The sequence below is a fragment of the Pseudomonas sp. 30_B genome, assembly GCF_017491605.1.
Lineage (GTDB): Bacteria > Pseudomonadota > Gammaproteobacteria > Pseudomonadales > Pseudomonadaceae > Pseudomonas.
In genome coordinates this window covers 228,648-245,533 of sequence record NZ_JAFGYY010000006.1, presented here as the reverse complement: position 1 = coordinate 245,533, position 16,886 = coordinate 228,648, and the positions used below count along the sequence as shown (strand labels likewise).

The 16,886-nt window shown below is 66.3% G+C and carries 15 protein-coding genes; 10 read left to right on the top strand and 5 right to left on the bottom strand.

Annotation, left to right across the window (positions count from 1 at the left end; translation table 11 throughout):
* Window positions 1-157 precede the first annotated feature (157 nt).
* Window positions 158-2,338: a DNA helicase II gene (gene uvrD / locus J5M67_RS09060; RefSeq protein ID WP_207884964.1), complete on the top strand. Its 2,181-nt coding sequence runs from the start codon at window positions 158-160 to the stop codon at window positions 2,336-2,338.
* A 116-nt stretch (window positions 2,339-2,454) separates the two neighbouring features.
* Here uvrD and J5M67_RS09055 read toward each other — a convergent pair whose 3' ends face one another.
* Entirely contained in the window at window positions 2,455-4,218 is a 1,764-nt protein-coding gene (locus J5M67_RS09055; protein ID WP_207884963.1) for a cation:proton antiporter, read from the bottom strand.
* A 261-nt stretch (window positions 4,219-4,479) separates the two neighbouring features.
* Here J5M67_RS09055 and J5M67_RS09050 point away from each other — a divergent pair, with 261 nt between their 5' ends.
* The 3 genes from J5M67_RS09050 to J5M67_RS09040 all read left to right on the top strand — a co-directional run bounded on the left by J5M67_RS09050 (window position 4,480) and on the right by J5M67_RS09040 (window position 6,440).
* Window positions 4,480-5,358, top strand: coding sequence for a Tim44 domain-containing protein (locus J5M67_RS09050; RefSeq protein ID WP_207884962.1), 879 nt, complete (start codon window positions 4,480-4,482; stop codon window positions 5,356-5,358).
* A 358-nt stretch (window positions 5,359-5,716) separates the two neighbouring features.
* Window positions 5,717-6,118, top strand: coding sequence for an SMI1/KNR4 family protein (locus tag J5M67_RS09045; RefSeq protein ID WP_207884961.1), 402 nt, complete (start codon window positions 5,717-5,719; stop codon window positions 6,116-6,118).
* A 109-nt stretch (window positions 6,119-6,227) separates the two neighbouring features.
* Window positions 6,228-6,440, top strand: coding sequence for a YgdI/YgdR family lipoprotein (locus J5M67_RS09040; RefSeq protein WP_015479678.1), 213 nt, complete (start codon window positions 6,228-6,230; stop codon window positions 6,438-6,440).
* An 86-nt stretch (window positions 6,441-6,526) separates the two neighbouring features.
* Here the strand turns inward: J5M67_RS09040 and J5M67_RS09035 are convergent, their stop codons facing one another.
* Window positions 6,527-7,192: a GntR family transcriptional regulator gene (locus tag J5M67_RS09035; RefSeq protein WP_207884960.1), complete on the bottom strand. Its 666-nt coding sequence runs from the start codon at window positions 7,190-7,192 to the stop codon at window positions 6,527-6,529.
* 202 nt (window positions 7,193-7,394) lie between these two features.
* On the opposite strand from J5M67_RS09035, the gene J5M67_RS09030 reads away from it, so the two are divergent.
* The 5 genes from J5M67_RS09030 (at window position 7,395) to ybaL (ending at window position 13,982) form a co-directional block, all read left to right on the top strand.
* Window positions 7,395-8,789, top strand: coding sequence for an aspartate aminotransferase family protein (locus tag J5M67_RS09030; RefSeq protein WP_207884959.1), 1,395 nt, complete (start codon window positions 7,395-7,397; stop codon window positions 8,787-8,789).
* Window positions 8,790-8,922: 133 nt separating this feature from the next.
* Window positions 8,923-10,290: a glutamine synthetase family protein gene (locus J5M67_RS09025; RefSeq protein WP_207884958.1), complete on the top strand. Its 1,368-nt coding sequence runs from the start codon at window positions 8,923-8,925 to the stop codon at window positions 10,288-10,290.
* 351 nt (window positions 10,291-10,641) lie between these two features.
* On the top strand, window positions 10,642-11,400 hold the full coding sequence (locus J5M67_RS09020) for an SDR family NAD(P)-dependent oxidoreductase (protein WP_207884957.1): 759 nt from the start codon (window positions 10,642-10,644) through the stop codon (window positions 11,398-11,400).
* A 193-nt stretch (window positions 11,401-11,593) separates the two neighbouring features.
* Window positions 11,594-12,073, top strand: a complete 480-nt coding sequence (locus J5M67_RS09015; RefSeq protein WP_207884956.1) for an acyl-CoA thioesterase — start codon at window positions 11,594-11,596, stop codon at window positions 12,071-12,073.
* Window positions 12,074-12,278: 205 nt separating this feature from the next.
* Window positions 12,279-13,982, top strand: coding sequence for a YbaL family putative K(+) efflux transporter (gene ybaL / locus J5M67_RS09010; protein WP_207884955.1), 1,704 nt, complete (start codon window positions 12,279-12,281; stop codon window positions 13,980-13,982).
* A 190-nt stretch (window positions 13,983-14,172) separates the two neighbouring features.
* On the opposite strand, the gene pdxY is transcribed toward ybaL, so the two are convergent.
* Window positions 14,173-15,042, bottom strand: a complete 870-nt coding sequence (gene pdxY, locus J5M67_RS09005; RefSeq protein ID WP_207884954.1) for a pyridoxal kinase PdxY — start codon at window positions 15,040-15,042, stop codon at window positions 14,173-14,175.
* A gap of 120 nt (window positions 15,043-15,162) precedes the next feature.
* Here pdxY and J5M67_RS09000 point away from each other — a divergent pair, with 120 nt between their 5' ends.
* On the top strand, window positions 15,163-15,642 hold the full coding sequence (locus J5M67_RS09000) for a DUF3301 domain-containing protein (RefSeq protein ID WP_207884953.1): 480 nt from the start codon (window positions 15,163-15,165) through the stop codon (window positions 15,640-15,642).
* Here the strand turns inward: J5M67_RS09000 and J5M67_RS08995 are convergent.
* Window positions 15,639-15,992 carry a hypothetical protein gene (locus J5M67_RS08995; protein WP_207884952.1) on the bottom strand — a complete coding sequence of 118 codons (354 nt, stop codon included), beginning with the start codon at window positions 15,990-15,992 and terminating at the stop codon, window positions 15,639-15,641. The two genes, J5M67_RS09000 and J5M67_RS08995, sit on opposite strands and share 4 nt — an antisense overlap.
* Entirely contained in the window at window positions 15,989-16,867 is an 879-nt protein-coding gene (locus tag J5M67_RS08990; protein WP_207884951.1) for an alpha/beta fold hydrolase, read from the bottom strand. Before J5M67_RS08990 ends, J5M67_RS08995 begins: the two co-directional genes overlap by 4 nt.
* Window positions 16,868-16,886: the final 19 nt, after the last annotated feature.

Here is a 16,886-nt window from a genome sequence, read left to right as displayed (position 1 = left end):
CTGGCCTAAGAGTCGGCGGAGCATAACCGAGGACAATCCTCCGCTGACAGCATCACAGATGGCATTTCGCCGGCTGCCTGCCCAACTTTCGTCGGGAATCCGCCGAACGGCGGTCCGGTTTGCCCGGGTTTCGGCCCCACCGGTAGAATGCCGCCCCATGAATGACGACCTCTCCCTCCTGCTCAACTCCCTCAATGACCCGCAGCGCCAGGCCGTGGCCGCGCCGCTGGGGCGCCAGCGCGTGCTCGCCGGCGCCGGGTCCGGCAAGACCCGCGTGCTGGTGCACCGCATCGCCTGGCTGATCCAGGTCGAGCGCGCCTCGCCGCACAGCATCCTGGCCGTGACCTTCACCAACAAGGCCGCCGCCGAGATGCGCGCGCGGATCGAGCAGCTGCTGGGGATCAACCCGGCGGGCATGTGGGTCGGCACCTTCCACGGCCTGGCCCACCGCCTGCTGCGCGCGCACTGGCAGGAAGCCAACCTGCCGGAGAACTTCCAGATCCTCGACAGCGACGACCAGCTGCGCCTGGTCAAGCGCGTGGTGCGCGAGTTGGGCCTCGACGAACAGCGCTGGCCGCCGCGCCAGGCGCAGTGGTTCATCAACGGGCAGAAGGACGAGGGCAACCGCCCGCAGAACATCCAGGCCAGTGGCGACCTGTACCTGTCGACCATGGTCAGCATCTACCAGGCCTACGAAGAAGCCTGCGCCCGCGCCGGCGTGGTGGACTTCGCCGAGCTGCTGCTGCGCTCGCTGGACCTCTGGCGCAACCGCCCGAGCCTGCTGGAGCACTACCAGCGGCGCTTCCGCCATATCCTGGTGGACGAGTTCCAGGACACCAACGCCGTGCAGTACGCCTGGCTGCGCTTCCTCGCCAAGGGCGGCGAGAGCCTGATGGTGGTGGGCGACGACGACCAGTCGATCTACGGCTGGCGCGGCGCGAAGATCGAGAACATCCAGCATTTCGCCGATGACTTCGCCGGCACCGAGGACATCCGCCTGGAGCAGAACTACCGCTCCACCGCGACCATCCTGAAGGCCGCCAACGCCCTGATCGCCAACAACAGCGGGCGCCTGGGCAAGGAGCTGTGGACCGACGGCGTCGACGGCGATCCGATCACCCTCTACGCCGGCTTCAACGAGCACGACGAGGCGCGCTACATCGTCGAGACGATCGAGGACGCCCTGCGCAAGGACGGCCTCAAGCGCAGCGAAATCGCCATCCTCTACCGCTCCAACGCCCAGTCCCGGGTGCTGGAAGAGGCGCTGCTGCGGGAAAAGATCCCCTACCGCATCTATGGCGGCCAGCGCTTCTTCGAGCGCGCCGAGATCAAGAACGCCCTGGCCTACCTGCGCCTGATCCGCCTGCGCGACGACGACGCCGCGCTGGAGCGGGTGATCAACGTGCCGCCACGCGGCATCGGCGAGAAAACCGTCGAGGCGATCCGCAACGCCGCGCGCCTGAACGGCACCTCGATGTGGCGCGCGATCAACGACGTGATCGCCGCCAAGGCCGTGGCCGGCCGCGCCGCCAGTGCGCTGAGCGGCTTCCTCGAAGCCGTCGACCTGCTCGCGCTGAAGGTGGAAGGCATGCCGCTGCACCAGATGACCCAGATCGTCATCGAGCAATCCGGCCTGATCACCTACCACAAGGAAGAAAAGGGCGAGAAAGGCCAGGCTCGGGTGGAAAACCTGGAAGAATTGGTCAGCGCCGCCCGCGCCTTCGAGACCCCGGACGACGAGGACACCCCCCCGCTGGTGGCCTTCCTCGACCACACCGCGCTGGAATCCGGCGACACCCAGGCCGACGCCTTCGAGGACAGCGTGCAGCTGATGACGCTGCACAGCGCCAAGGGCCTGGAATTCCCGCTGGTGTTCCTCGCCGGCGTGGAAGAAGGGCTGTTCCCGCACAAGATGAGTCTGGAAGAACCGGGCCGTCTGGAAGAGGAGCGCCGCCTGGCCTACGTGGGCATCACCCGCGCCATGCACCGTCTGGTCATGACCTACGCGGAAACCCGCCGCCTGTACGGCAGCGAGACCTACAACAAGGTCTCGCGCTTCGTCCGCGAAATCCCGCCGAGCCTGATCCAGGAAGTGCGCCTGTCCAATTCGGTGAGCCGTCCGCTGTCCGGCAACCAGCGCAGCGGCAACCTGTTCAGCGGCGCCAGCGTGCCCGACACGCCCTTCAGCCTCGGCCAGTCCGTGCGCCATCCGCTGTTCGGCGACGGCGTGATCCTCAACTTCGAAGGCTCCGGCGCCCAGGCACGGGTGCAGGTGAACTTCGACAGCGAGGGCAGCAAGTGGCTGATGATGGGTTACGCGAAGCTGGAAGCGATCTGACGCGCTAGTAGCGAACTCACCGGGATACGTAGGAGCGGACTCCGTCCGCGATAGCTCTCAGCGAGCTCGGAACATCGCGGACAGAGTCCGCTCCTACGCCCCGTTCGGCAGCGACATCAAGGGTGATGCCCACCGCCGTTCTGCTCGAAGGTTTCGATCAGCGCCACCTGCATCCGCGAATGCACGCGGATGAACCAGCGCCAGAACACCGCGATCACCAGCGCGGCGATCAGCGCCACGACGACCAGCAGCTCACCCGGCGGCAGGATGCTGGAACTCAGCGCCGCCAGCAGCAGCATCATGCCGCCCAGCGACAGCAGCGGGATCAGCTCGGAAATCACCCGGCGCACCCGCGCCGTATGGCGGCCCGCGCTTTCCGCCTTCACGCCCATTTCCGCCAGCAGCATCGCCAGCGCCTTGAGCTTGCGGTAGGCGGCGATCAGGAACGGCAGCGACAGCAGCAGCGCGGCGCCCCAGACCAGTGCCTTGTGCAGCGCTTCCTGCTCGACGATATCGGCCAGCCACTGGGAAATGGTCCCGGCGAAGTAGGCCAGGCCGAAGAAGATGGCGATCACCAGGGTCAGGTTCACCCCCACCTGCAGCAGGATGCGGCGGATCATCCCGGCGAGGATCGCCTTGTCGCCACGCGGCTTGATGCTGCGCAGCCATTCGCCGTACAGGCTGAACACCCGCACCATGGGCGACGGCAGGCTGCGCCCCAGGTACAGCGCCAGCGGGTCGGCGGAGCGGATCAGGTAGGGCGTCAGCAGCGTGGTAATGGCCGACACGCCGACCACCACCGGGTAGAGGAAGTCGCTGGTCACGCCCAGGCTCATGCCCAGCGCGGCGATGATGAAGGAGAACTCGCCGATCTGCGAAAGGCCCATGCCGACACGCATCGAGGTGCGCCCGTCGTTGCCAGCGATAAAGGCGCCAGCGCCGCAGGACACCAGCTTGCCGGCCACCACCACCAGGGTGATCACCAGTATCGGCGCGGCATAGTCCACCAGCACCTTGGGGTCGATGGTCAGGCCGATGGCAACGAAGAAGATCGCGCTGAACATGTCGCGCACCGGCTCCATCAGGCGTTCGATCTGCACCAGCTGGCGCGACTCGGCCATGATCGCGCCGATCAGGAAGGCGCCGAGGATCATGCTGTATTCCAGCTTCACCACCAGCAGGCAGAAACCGAAGCATAGGCCCAGCACCGTCACCAGCAGCATCTCGTTGCTTTCGAACTTCGCCACGTAGGCCAGCAGGCGCGGCACCAGCAGAATGCCGACGACCAGCGCGACGACCATGAACAGGCTGAGCTTGCCGACCGTGGAAAACACCTGGTCGGCTTCCACCGTGCCGCTCACCGCAATTCCGGAGAACAGCGCGATGATGCCGATGCCGAGGATGTCCTCGATGATCAGCACGCCGAAGATCAGCTGGGCGAAGCGTTCGTTCTTCATCTTCAGGTCGCCCAGCACCTTGATGATGATGGTGGTCGAGGACATCGCCAGGATCGCGCCGAGGAACAGCGAGTCCATGGTGTTCCAGTCGAACAGCCGGCCGATCTCGAAGCCGGCCCAGATCATCAGGGTGATTTCCAGGAACGCGGCGATGAACGCCGTGGCGCCGACCTGGAACAGCTTGCGCAGGGAGAACTCCAGGCCCAGGCAGAACATCAGGAAGATCACCCCCAGTTCGGCGAGGGTCTTGATCGTCTCCTGGTCGTGCACCAGGGCGAAGGGCGGGGTGTGCGGGCCGATGATCACCCCGGCGATGATGTAGCCCAGCACCACCGGCTGCTTGAAGCGGTGGCAGAGGATGGTGACGAAGCCGGCGATCAGCATGATCACCGCGAGGTCCTGGATGAAGTCGATGGCATGCATGGTCGGCGGTCCTCGCGGCGTGGGGTCTGGGGATCGCGCGGCGAATGGCCTCGCTCAGCGAAGCCTAACACCCGACCCGACCGGCGGGCGGCTCTGAAAAAATCAGTAACAGACTGATTTGGAAAGGGAATCCATAGACCCCATCTAAGCGGCGAGCCCGAAAAAGACAGGGCAACAGCGCGAAACAAAATCCGACTGGTCCTCTAAGGCATTGCTCGGCAACATGACGCGCGTCGAATACCAACCAAGAGAATGACAACGATGAAGCGCTTTCTCAGCCTTGCCATGGCCTTCTGTGTCGCCGTGACGCTCAGCCTCGACGTCAACGCCGCCAAGCGTTTCGGTGGCGGCAAGAGCATGGGCTCGGCGCCGAGCCACCAGACCCGCCAGGCGCAACCTTCTGCCGCCCCGACTTCCCCCACCGCCGCCCCGGCCGCGACCGGTGCCGCCGCAGGTGCTGCCGGCGCCGCCGCCAAGAGCGGCGCTTCGCGCTGGCTCGGCCCGCTGGCCGGCCTCGCCGCCGGTGGCCTGCTCGCCTCCATGCTGATGGGCGACGGCTTCCAGGGCATGCAGTTCCTGGACATCCTGATCATCGCGCTGATCGCGTTCATCGCCTTCCGCTTCATCGCCTCCCGTCGCCGCCAGCAGCAAGGTCACCAGCCCGCCATGGCAGGTGGACATGCGCCGATGCAGCGTGAAATGCCGACCCAGCCGTCGGTCTTCGGTGGCGCATCCCGTCCGGTCATGGATACCCGTCCGGTGATCAACGCGCCGAGCTGGTTCGATGAAACCCGCTTCGTCGGCGCCGCCCGCGAGCACTTCATGGCCCTGCAGCAGCACTGGGACGCCAACGAAATGGACAAGATCGCCGAGTTCGTCACCCCGCAGATGCTGCAATTCCTCAAGCAGGAGCGCGCCGACCTGGGCGACGGCTACCAGTCCACCTACATCGACAACCTCGATGTGCAACTGGAAGGCGTGGACGACAACGCCGAGAAGACCATCGCCACCCTGACCTTCAGCGGCGTGTCGAAGACCTCGCGCTTCGACCAGGGCGAGCCCTTCAGCGAAAGCTGGCGCATGGAGCGTGCCCAGGGCGAGAACCAGCCCTGGCTGGTGGCGGGTATCCGTCAGAACTGATCCTGCACGCAACACTGGAAAAGCCCGGCCTTGCCGGGCTTTTTCGTTTCCCGATGAAGTCCGGCGCGGCGACTTGCCCTCACCCCAACCCTCTCCCGGAGGGAGAGGGGGCAGGCTGGAGCGGCCGGAAGATTCAGCATCCGCCCTGGTCGCTTGGACTTGCCGGCTGACGCCGGTGTATCCGAACTCGCCGAACGGCCCCCTCTCCCCCTGGGAGAGGGCTGGGGTGAGGGCGCTCTCAGGCACCAACACCACTCCAACCGCCCGTCCGGCCACCGCCACGGCAGTGGCCTTGCGCGAAGTGCCGGCTACTACTGTATAAAGCGCGCCACCATCCAGACGTAGAGAGGCCCCGCCTGTGGAAGATGTGATCGAGAAACTGCGTGAAGCGAACGAACCGGTTCCCGTCCCGCTGGAATTGCCGGACGAAGAACTGCTGGTGGAGATCGAAGAAGCCCTGCTGATTGGCATTCCGTCGGAATTCCGCGAATTTCTGCTGCAGGTCAGCGACGTGGTTTATGGGCGTCTGGAGCCGGTTACGGTGACCGATCCGCAGTCCCATACCTACCTGCCGGAAGTGGCCGCCGTGGCCTGGGCCATGGGCCTGCCGCGCGAGCTGATCCCGCTCTGCGCCGATGGTGACGACTATTACGCGGTGGCCGAGGACGGCGAAGTGGTGCTCTGGGCCGACGGCGAGCTCACCGAAGAGACCTGGGACTCGGTCTGGACCTGGGCACGCGACGTATGGCTCGACACCTGATCGCGAGCTTCGGAATTTCCTGACACTTCGATGGTCTCACTGGCAACTCACCGTACCTTCGGCCCCTTTGCTGTCCAGGCCAGGCACGATGCCTTGTTGTGGAGATGCTATGAAGTTCAAAGCCCTGTTCACCAGCCTGTTGCTGCTCGGTCTCGCCGGATGCGCCGACAAGGCCGTGGTGACGCTGCAGGATGGCAGCGAAATCCTGGTGAAGGATCACTCTGATTACGACAAATACAATGACTACTACGAATTCGAGCAGCTCAATGGCGAAACGATCCTGATCAAGAAGGACAACGTCCGCTTCATCAAGACGCCTTGAATGCCGACACGGTGAGATATCGATCAGCAAGGAGCTGAGCGCAGCGCCCGCGCTCCTGGCTGATCCTGTCCGCTTTGCTGCGGGGCCTATCGCGCCCCCAGCCGTCCCCCGCTTTCCAGTTCGAGCAGATTGAGCAGGTACTGGCCGCAATAGCCCAGGTCCTGCTCGATGGCCTTGCGCGCGCCTGCGCCATCGCCGCGCTCCAAGGCGCGCAGCGCGTCCTCGTGGAAGTCGTTCAGGCGCAGCGACAAATCGGCCTCGGTGAACAGGCGGTTGAAGAATGGCCCGACCTGCAGCCAGAGCGCCTCGATCATGCGCAGCAGGGTCGGATTACCGCAGGCGCTGTAGAGCGTGAGGTGGAACAGGCTGTTGGCGTCGAGATAGCCCTGGACGTCACGGGCGTTCAGCGCGCTTTCCATGCGCTCGGTGCATTCGCGCAGCACGTCCATGTCGGCCGGGCGCAGATGCCGGGCCGCATCCTCCACCGCCAAGCCCTCCAGCGACTGCCGCACCTGCAGGATCTGCAGGTAGCGCTCGCGGGTCATCACCGGTACCCGCAGCGAGCGCTGCGGCTCGCCTTCCAGCGCACCCTCGGCCACCAGCCGCTGCAGGGCGGCGCGCACGGGCATCGGGCTGGTGCCCCATTCTTCGGCCAGATCACGGATCTTGAGCCGCTCGCCGGGCTGGAAGCGCCCGCTCAAGAGCGCCTGGCGCAGGTCCAGGTACAGCTGTTCCTGAAGGTTGTCGGCCATCGCACATCACTCCCGGCCGGCCGGCGGCGCCGGCAGTTGGGCGAAGGTCAGGCTGCAGTTGTGCATCATCTTGCGTATCCTTTTTTCAATCTGTGATCACAGAATTTGTTGCAGGCCAGATTATCAGGCTGAACATCTTCTGTATTGACATTTTTGTGATCACAAATGGAAGATGTGCGAAATAACAAACGAGGTGTGCAACATGACCGCCAGCGGAATCGCCCAACAGGCCGTTGATCTCTTCACCGCCCGTGAGCGCCAGCGCTTCCTGGAACAGAACCCCAAGTCCGTCGCCCTCGCCGAGCGTGCGCACAAGTCGCTGTACGCTGGCGTGCCGATGCACTGGATGGCCGACTGGTCCACGCCCTGCCCGCTGTTCGTCGAGCGCGCCCAGGGCGCCCGCTTCCATGACGTAGACGGCCATGACTATGTGGACTTCTGCCTGGGCGACACCGGCAGCATGTTCGGTCACTCGCCGGCGCCGATCGCCCGCGCCCTCGCCGAACAAGGCGCCCGCGGCCTGACCACCATGCTCCCCGGCGAAGACGCCGTGGTCTGCGGCGAGCTGCTCGCGGAGCGCTTCGGCCTGCCCTACTGGCAGGTGACCGCCACCGCCACCGACTCCAACCGCTACGTGCTGCGCTGGGCCCGCGCGGTGACCAGGCGCAAGACGCTGCTGGTGTTCGACGGCTGCTACCACGGCACCGTGGACGACGTGATGGTGCGCTACCGCGACGGCGAAACCGTGCACCGCTCCGGCCTGGTCGGCCAGGCCTACGACCTGACCCAGCACAGCCGCTCCATCCCTTTCAACGACGTCGAAGCGCTGGAAGCCGCGCTGGCCCAGGGCGACGTCTGCGCCCTGCTGTGCGAGCCGGCGATGACCAACATCGGCATGGTCCTGCCCGATCCGGGCTTCATGCAGAAGTGCCGCGAGCTGACCCGTAAATACGGTTCGCTGCTGATCATCGACGAAACCCACACCATCTCCACCAACATCGGTGGCTGCACCAGACTGTGGAACCTCGACCCGGACTTCTTCGTGGTCGGCAAGCCGATCGCCGGCGGCGTGCCCTGCGGCATCTTCGGCTGCAGCGCGGAGATGGCCGAACGCATGGCCGCCTCGCGCAAGAGCGCCCAGAAAGACAGCCATGGCCACGGCCACAGCGGCATGGGCACCACGCTCTCGGCCAACGCCCTGGCCATGCACTGCATGCGCGCCAACCTGGAACAGGTAATGACCCAGGCGGCCTACGACCACATGCTGCCGCTGGCCAAGCGCCTGGCCGACGGCTTCCGCCGGCTGATCGCCAAGCACGAGCTGAAGTGGTCGGTGACCGAGTTGGGCGCACGCAGCGAGTTCCAGTTCTGCCCCGTCTCCCCGCGCACCGGCGCCGAGGCCGAAGCGGCCTTCCACGACGAACTGCAGATGGCCCTGCACCTGTACCTGATCAACCGCGGCATCCTCATCACGCCGTTCCACAACATGACCCTGTGCTGCCCGGACACCACCGCCGCCGACGTGGATCGCCTGATCGAGACCCTCGATGCCGGCATCACCGAGCTGCTGGCTATCCCCGGCGCGCGCGAGGCCTGATCGAAACCGCCCCTACTCTGGTTTCTGGATCCCCGCGTTCGCGGGGATGACCGGATGACTCCGTCGCTCCCGCGAACGCGGGAGCCCAGACAACACAAAGCATTCCGGCGCCCCGCGCCAACCGAGGACCACCATGCAATTCGCCGATCGAAAGGAAGCCGAAGCCTTCCTCGCCGCCCACCCGGACGTGCGCAGCATCGAACTCTTCATCATCGATTCCAACGGCATCCCGCGCGGCAAGCTGCTGCACCGTGACGAGCTGCTGGCGATCTACGACAACGGCCGCCCGCTGCCCAGCTCGATCCTCGCGCTGACCGTGCAGGGCGAGGACGTCGAAGGCACCGGCCTGGTCTGGGAAGTCGCCGACGCCGACTGCTGGACCTACCCGCTGCCCGGCAGCCTGACCCTGCAGCCCTGGCGCGCCAGCCCCACCGGGCAGTTGCAGGTGAGCATGCACCCGACCCAGGGCCTGCCGGCCACCCCGGCCGATCCGCGCCAGGCGCTGCTGCGCGTGGTCGACCGGCTGAAGGCCGACGGCTTCCACCCGGTGATGGCGGTGGAGCTGGAGTTCTACCTGCTGGACAAGCAGCGCGACGCCAACGGCCGTCCGCAGCCGGCCGTGCAAATGAACGGCATCCGCCCGGAGGCGCCGCAGGTCTATGGCGTCTACGAACTGGAACAGCTGCAGCCGTTCCTCGACGACCTCTACGCCGCGTGCGAAGCCCAGGGCCTGCCGGTGCGCACGGCAATTTCCGAATACGCGCCGGGCCAGGTCGAGCTGACCCTGGAACACCGCTTCGACGTGATGCAGGCCATCGACGAAGGCGTGCGCTACAAGCGCCTGGTGAAGGGCGTGGCGAACAAGCACGGGTTGCAGGCCTGCTTCATGGCCAAGCCGTTCGGCGACCGCGCCGGCTCCGGCATGCACCTGCACGTCAGCCTGGCCGATGAACAGGGCAACAACCTCTACGCCAGCGAAGACATCCACGGCACCCCGCTGCTGCGCCACTCCATCGGCGGCATGATGGCCCGCCTGCTGGATTCCCTGGCGATCTTCTGCCCCAACGCCAACTCCTTCCGCCGCTTCCAGGCCAACAGCTACGCGCCGCTGGCCAAGAGCTGGGGCGTGAACAACCGCACCGTGTCGTTCCGCGTACCCGGCGGCCCGGCCAAGAGCCGGCACATCGAGCACCGCATCTGCGGCGCCGACGCCAACCCGTACCTGGCGGCGGCGGCGATCCTCGCGGCCATCCACGAAGGCATCCGCGAGCAGATCGACCCGGGCGCCCCCATCGTCGGCAACGGCTACGAACAGGCCACCGAATTCCTCCCCACTGACTGGCTCACCGCGCTGCGCGCGCTGGAGTCCTCCACCTGGGCCCGCGAGGCGCTGGGCGAGGAATTCCTCAAGGTGTTCCTGGCGATCAAGTGGGAAGAGTACCGCCAGTTCATGGGCGAGGTCGGCGAGCAGGACTGGCGCTGGTACCTGAATCACGCGTGAATGGTCGCTCGGTGCCAGGGCTTCCCCCTCACCCCAGCCCTCTCCCTCAGGGAGAGGGGGCCGTCCGTGCCGGCTGATTGCGCAGTTTCATCCTGCACCATTCAGTCCCCTCTCCCTCCGGGAGAGGGTTAGGGTGAGGGGCCTTTGAACTTGCCGGGGACACGACCAACTCAACCCTCCCCACTGACCCACGACAGCCTTACGAAAAATTTACCCTGTCAGACTGAAGAATCTGGTCTTTTCTTGGTCTGTAATTGCACGGGGCGCGGATGCGCCCCGTCGTCGAAACGGCGCCCGCCGGTACTGCCTGCCGGCCGCCGTCCTCTCTCAGGCAGGGAGAACCCGTAGACAATGAGCACTCCTGTCGTACTGATCACCGGCGCCGCCGGTGGCCTCGGAAAAGCCATCGCCAAACGTTTCGCCCAGAGCCACTGGCGCATCGCCGCCACCGATGTGGATAAAGCCGGCCTGCACGCACTGAACGCCCAGGTGCCGCTGGATGCCACCGCCGTCGGTGACCTGCGACGCGCCGACAACTGCCACAGCCTGGTCTCCGACATCCTCGCTCGCACCGGCCGCCTCGACGCCCTGGTGAACGCCGCCGGCGTCTGGCGCGAAGGGCCGGTGGAAGACTTCAATGAGGACGACTTCGACTTGGTGATGGGCGTGAACCTCAAGGCTGCCTTCTACATGTGCCAGGCGGCGACGCCTTATCTCAAGGAGAACCACGGCTGCATCGTCAACATCTCCAGCGACTCCGGCCGCCAGGCCTATCGCGGCTCCGCGGCCTACTGCGCGAGCAAGGCGGCGCTGACCATGCTCACCCGCACCCTGGCGCTGGAACTGGCCGAGTCGGGCGTGCGGGTCAACGCCATTTCGCCCGCCGACATCGCCACGCCGATGCTCGACTACCAGGCCGAGCGCTATGGCCAGGGCAATCCGGCAGCCTACAAACTCGAACTGCTGAAAGATTATCCACAGGGCAAGGTGGCGCGCTTCATCCGCCCGGAAGAAGTCGCCGAACTGGTGTGGTACCTGTGCAAACCGGAATCCGAGGCCATCACCGGCGCGGACCTGGCCATCGACTTCGGTCTCTCCGCCGGACGCTGATCCGGCACCACCGACAACGGGCGGCCATGGCCGCCCGTTGTCGTTGCGGGGCGTTGATCGAACGACGGATGCACCGCTGGCGGAGCGTCCACTGGTGCCAGGCGCCAATCGGCGGTATAGAAAAAACTGTGTCGCGAGCCCCGCCCCGGTGCGTCCAGAGTGGGTCCCTTTTCCATTGGCCACAGAGAACAGCATGGAACCCGGCAACCACCAGCTCAGCATGACCGTCCTGATGACCCCCGACATGGCCAACTTCTCCGGCAATGTCCACGGCGGCACCCTGCTCAAGTACCTCGACGAAGTCGCCTACGCCTGCGCCAGCCGCTATGCCGGCCACTATGTGGTAACCCTGTCGGTGGACCAGGTGATCTTCCGCGAGCCGATCCATGTCGGCGAACTGGTCACCTTCCTGGCCTCGGTCAACTACACCGGCCGCACCTCCATGGAAATCGGCGTGAAGGTGGTCACCGAGAACATCCGCGAGAAGTCGGTGCGCCACACCAACAGCTGCTTCTTCACCATGGTGGCGCTCGACGATGAGCGCAAAACCACCGCGGTACCGCAGCTGGAGCCGCAGACCAAGGACGAGAAACGCCGCTTCGCCCAGGCCCAGCAGCGTCGCCAGCTGCGCCAGGAGCTGGAACAGCGCTACAAGGCAATTCGCGACGAATGACAGACGATCGCGACATTTCTTGATAAGAATTGCCTGTGCCTCGAAAAAATTCTGTCGCGTCAACGGGTTACTCTTGCGCGAAAGCAATGTAGGAATTCATTCCAGCGCCTAGAGTTTTCATACGCGGGTTTGCCCCCGTGATCCACCTTCGAGCAACCTGGGCCCACCGGCTCCGGTTGCTCCCTGCGTGCCCGGAGCCCAGACCATGCATCACACGCCCCTGCTTACCACCCTCGCTGTCGGCTTCGTGCTGGCCTTCGTCCTCGGCGCCCTGGCCAACCGTCTGCGTATTTCACCGCTGGTGGGCTACCTGGTCGCCGGCGTGCTGGCCGGCCCCTTCACCCCCGGTTACGTCGCCGACCAGGCGCTGTCCGGCGAGATCGCCGAACTGGGCGTGATCCTGCTGATGTTTGGCGTCGGCCTGCACTTCTCCCTGAAGGACCTGCTGTCGGTCAAAGCCATCGCCATCCCCGGCGCGGTGGTGCAGATCGGCGTCGCCACCCTGCTCGGCATGGGCCTGGCCTGGATGATGGACTGGCAGTTCGGCGCAGGCCTGGTGTTCGGCCTGGCCCTGTCGGTGGCCAGTACCGTGGTCCTGCTGCGCGCCCTGGAGCAGCGCCAGCTGATCGACACCAAGCGCGGCCGCATCGCCATCGGCTGGCTGATCGTCGAGGACTTGGCGATGGTTCTCACCCTGGTCCTGCTGCCGGCGCTGGCCGGCTCCCTCGGCGGTACCTCCGACGGCAACGAAGGCAGCGTGCTGATGCCGATCCTGCTGACCCTGGGCAAGGTCGCCGCCTTCGTCGCGGTGATGATCCTTGGTGGCCGGCGCATCGTGCCCTGGGCCCTGGAGCGCGTGGCCAAGACCGGCTCGCGCGAGCTGTTCACCCTGGCCGTGCTGGCCATCGCCCTGGGCATCGCCTATGGCTCGGCGGTGATCTTCGGCGTGTCCTTCGCCCTCGGCGCCTTCTTCGCCGGGATGATCCTCAACGAGTCCGAGCTCAGCCACGAGGCCGCCGAGAATTCGCTGCCACTGCGCGACGCCTTCGCCGTGCTGTTCTTCGTCTCGGTGGGCATGCTGTTCAACCCGGCGATCCTGATCCACGAGCCACTGCCGGTACTGGCGACCTTCCTGGTCATCGTCTTCGGCAAGTCGGTGGCGGCGTACGTCATCGTGCGGATGTTCGGCCACCCCAACAGCACCGCGCTGACCATCGCCGCGAGCCTGGCGCAGATCGGCGAGTTCTCCTTCATCCTGGTCGGCCTGGGGGTCAGCCTGAACCTGCTGCCCGAGGCGGGCCGCGACCTGGTGCTGGCCGGGGCGATCCTGTCGATCCTGGTCAACCCGCTGCTGTTCATCGCCATCGACCGCCTGCAGGCGCGCCAGGCGCAGAAGGCCGAAAGCGAGCCGGGCGTGGTGCAGGTAGAGGCCCAGGACCTGCCGCCGCCGGTGCTGGAGCATGACCATGCAATCCTCATTGGCCACGGCCGGGTCGGCGCGCTGGTGAGCGAGCGCCTGCGCCAGGACAAGGTGCCGCTGGTGGTGATCGAGGACAAACGCGAGAAGGCGGCCGAGCTGCGCGAGCACGGCCTATGCGTGGTAGTCGGCAACGCGGCCCATCCCGAGGTACTGGCCCAGGCTAACATCGCCTCGGCGCGCTGGCTGCTGATCGCCATCCCCAACGGCTTCGAGGCCGGGACCATCGCCAGCCACGCGCGGGCGATCAACCCGGACCTGAACATCGTCGCCCGTGCCCACTTCGATGCCGAGGTGGACTACCTGGAGCAGAACGGCGCCAACCTGGTGATCATGGGCGAGCGGGAAATCGCCCGGGGAATGGTCGAGCAGGTGGAGCGGCAGGGGGCCGAAAGGGCCGTCAGCGACGACGAGTTGCCGCAGTCGGCCTGAGACTTGGTGCCGGGCCTCCCCTCACCCCAGCCCTCTCCCGGAGGGAGAGGGAGCCGTTCGGCATTCTGTGGATATATCGGAGTCAGCCGACGAGCTTCGCCATGCCCGCACACTCAGGACAGTCCCCTCTCCCTCCGGGAGAGGGTGAGGGGAAAGCTCAGCGCAGGACTTCCCCAGAATCGCGCTCAACTCAGCCCAGCTTCACCGCCTCGAACTTCACCCGCGGATGCGCGATGCGATCCTGCGCCCGCACCAGCTCCAGCTCGTAGCTGCCGCAAACCTGGGTCTCCAGCAGCACTTCATGCACGGCGGCGGCGCAGAATTCGAAGGCGCTGCGCAGGTCGTCGCCCAGCAGCAAGCGGGCGAGGAACAGCCCGGAGGTGAGATCGCCCACCCCCACCGGCTGGCGCGGGAAAGCCAGCAGCGGACGGCGCAGGTGCCAGGTCTCGCCCGGCGTCACCAGCAGCATCTCGAAGGCGTCCGCCGGCTTGCCCGGATAGTTCAGGTGCTTCACCAGGACCGCCTTCGGGCCGCGCTCCAGCAGGCCGCGCGCCATGGCCACGCAGTCTTCCAGCGAGGTCGGCTGGCGGTCGCAGAAGCTGTCCAGCTCCAGCTGGTTCGGGCACAGGTAGTCGGCCACGGCGGCGGCTTCGTCGAGCAGGAACTCGCCGACTTCCGGAGCGACGATGCAACCCTTCTCCGGATGGCCCATCACCGGGTCGCACAGGTACACCGCGCGCGGGTTCACCTCGCGGATACGGCGTACCACTTCGAGGATCGAACGCCCCTGCTCCGCGCTGCCCAGGTAGCCCGACAACACCGCATCGCAGTTGCCCAGTTCGCCGATGGCGGCGATGCCGTCGACCAGCGCGGGAATCTGCTCCGGCGGCAGCACCTGGCCGGTCCAGTGACCATACTGAGTATGGTTGGAGAACTGCACGGTATTCAGCGGCCAGACGTTGACCCCGACGCGGCGCATGGGGAACTCGGCGGCGCTGTTGCCGGCATGGCCGAAGACGACGTGGGACTGGATGGCGAGAACGTGGGGAGTGCGCGACATAACGGTGTCCTGCAACGGAATGGGGCAGTATGGGGCGCAATTCACGGGCTGTGAACATCCGCCCCTCGCCGCCCGGCGGCGGAGTGAGTAAGCTGATGCGCCGATTCCGAGGAAGTAGAAGTGGACCTGGGCAATCTTTTCGTCTTCATGCTGATTGTCGCGGCTGCCGCCTGGTGGTGGCGCGCCCATGGCATTCGTGAGCGTGCGCTGGTCCTGGCCAAGCAGCACTGCGCGCGCGAGGGCGTGGAACTGCTCGACGAAGCCATGGCCCTGCAGCGCATCCGCTTCCGCCGGGATGGCCGCAACCACCTGCGCCTGGCCCGTGAATACGGCTTCGAATTCACCGCCACCGGCCAGGAACGTTACAACGGCACCATCCGCATGTTCGGCCACTACCTGGGCCGCATCGAGCTGGCGCCCTTCCGCATGGCGCCCGAGCCGCGGGCGACCGTCGTCGCGCCGGTTGCGACCTTCAACCCGGTCGATGACGAGATCGTCGACGCGGTGTTCGACGACACCCCGCCGTCGCGCCCCAAGGCCGAGGTGGTGCGCCTGGACGAATGGCGCCGGGCGCACCAGGACAAGAAGGTCGGCGACTAGAGCTGCGCGCGGATCTTGCGCCAGTCCTGTTCCACCGCCGCCGTCATCGCCCGCCGTAGCAGCCGGCAACGCCCACGGTGCCACAGCGAATGCCGGCGCTTCTGGTTACGCCGGCAGGCCTCGAACAGCCAGTCCGGATCGAAGCCTTGCCACACGCCCGCCGTCGCCCAGGCGTTGGTCCAGACCACCGGCGCCACCTCCAGGCGGTAGATCGCCTCCAGCTCCGCCACGGAAAAGCCGCTGATCGCCAGGGTCTTCGCGATGGCGGCGCGACCGGGCTTATCCAGCTCGGTGTCCAGCCACAGCTCGGACAGCGCCAGCCAGACGGACTCGCGGGCCGGGTCGTTCATTCGTGGCCCAGCAGGAAGCGCGAAACGCGCTCCGCGCTGTCCTCGGGATACTCCTGCATGAAGCAGTGCCCGCCATCGACGCATTGCCCGCTGATCGCCGGGTTGCTCGCGCACCAGCGCGCCACCGCCTTGGGCACGAAGGGATAGGTGTGCTCGCCGAACAGCACCTGGGTCGGCGTCACCACCTTGTTCAGCGACGGCCACAGGCGCTTGGGGAAGGAGCTGAAGATTTCCGCCTCGCGGCTGGGCCGGCATTTCAGTTCGACGCCGCCCTCCACCGCCTTCATCGCGTGCTCCACATAGGCCCACAGCGCGGCGTCGGTCCAGCCCTTGAAGATGCCCCGGCCATGCAGGCTGGCGTAGGCGGCCTCGCGGTCCGGCCACTGGCTGCGCCGGGCGCGCGCCTTCTGCACCATGGTGCGGCGCTGATGCAGGCCGAGCACCTCGGAGAGCGCCATCACGCCGATCATCGCCGGGGTGAACAGCACCGGGTCGAGCAGCACGGCGCGGCGGAACAGCTGCGGATGACGCCCGAGGATCAGGCTGGTCAGCACGCCGCCGAAGCTGTGCCCACAGGCGTAACGCGGCACGTCGCCGAATGCGCCGCGCCCGGCCTCGAAGGCTTCCACCGCCATCTCGGCGTTGCGGTTCCAGCCGTGGAAACGCCCGCCATGGTCGCTGTCGCCATGGCCCTGGACGTCGCACAGCCAGAGGTCGAAATCCTTCGCCAGCAGCTTGAGCAGCGGCTCATAGGCGCGGGTGCAGAAACCGTTGCCATGAATGAAGTGCAGCAGCGGTTTGCCGCTGGGCTCGCTGCGCCAGCCGCGCAGGGTGAAACCGGCGGACCCTTCGTGGGTCCAGGACAACAACTGCATGGATGCGTCTCCGTCGGGA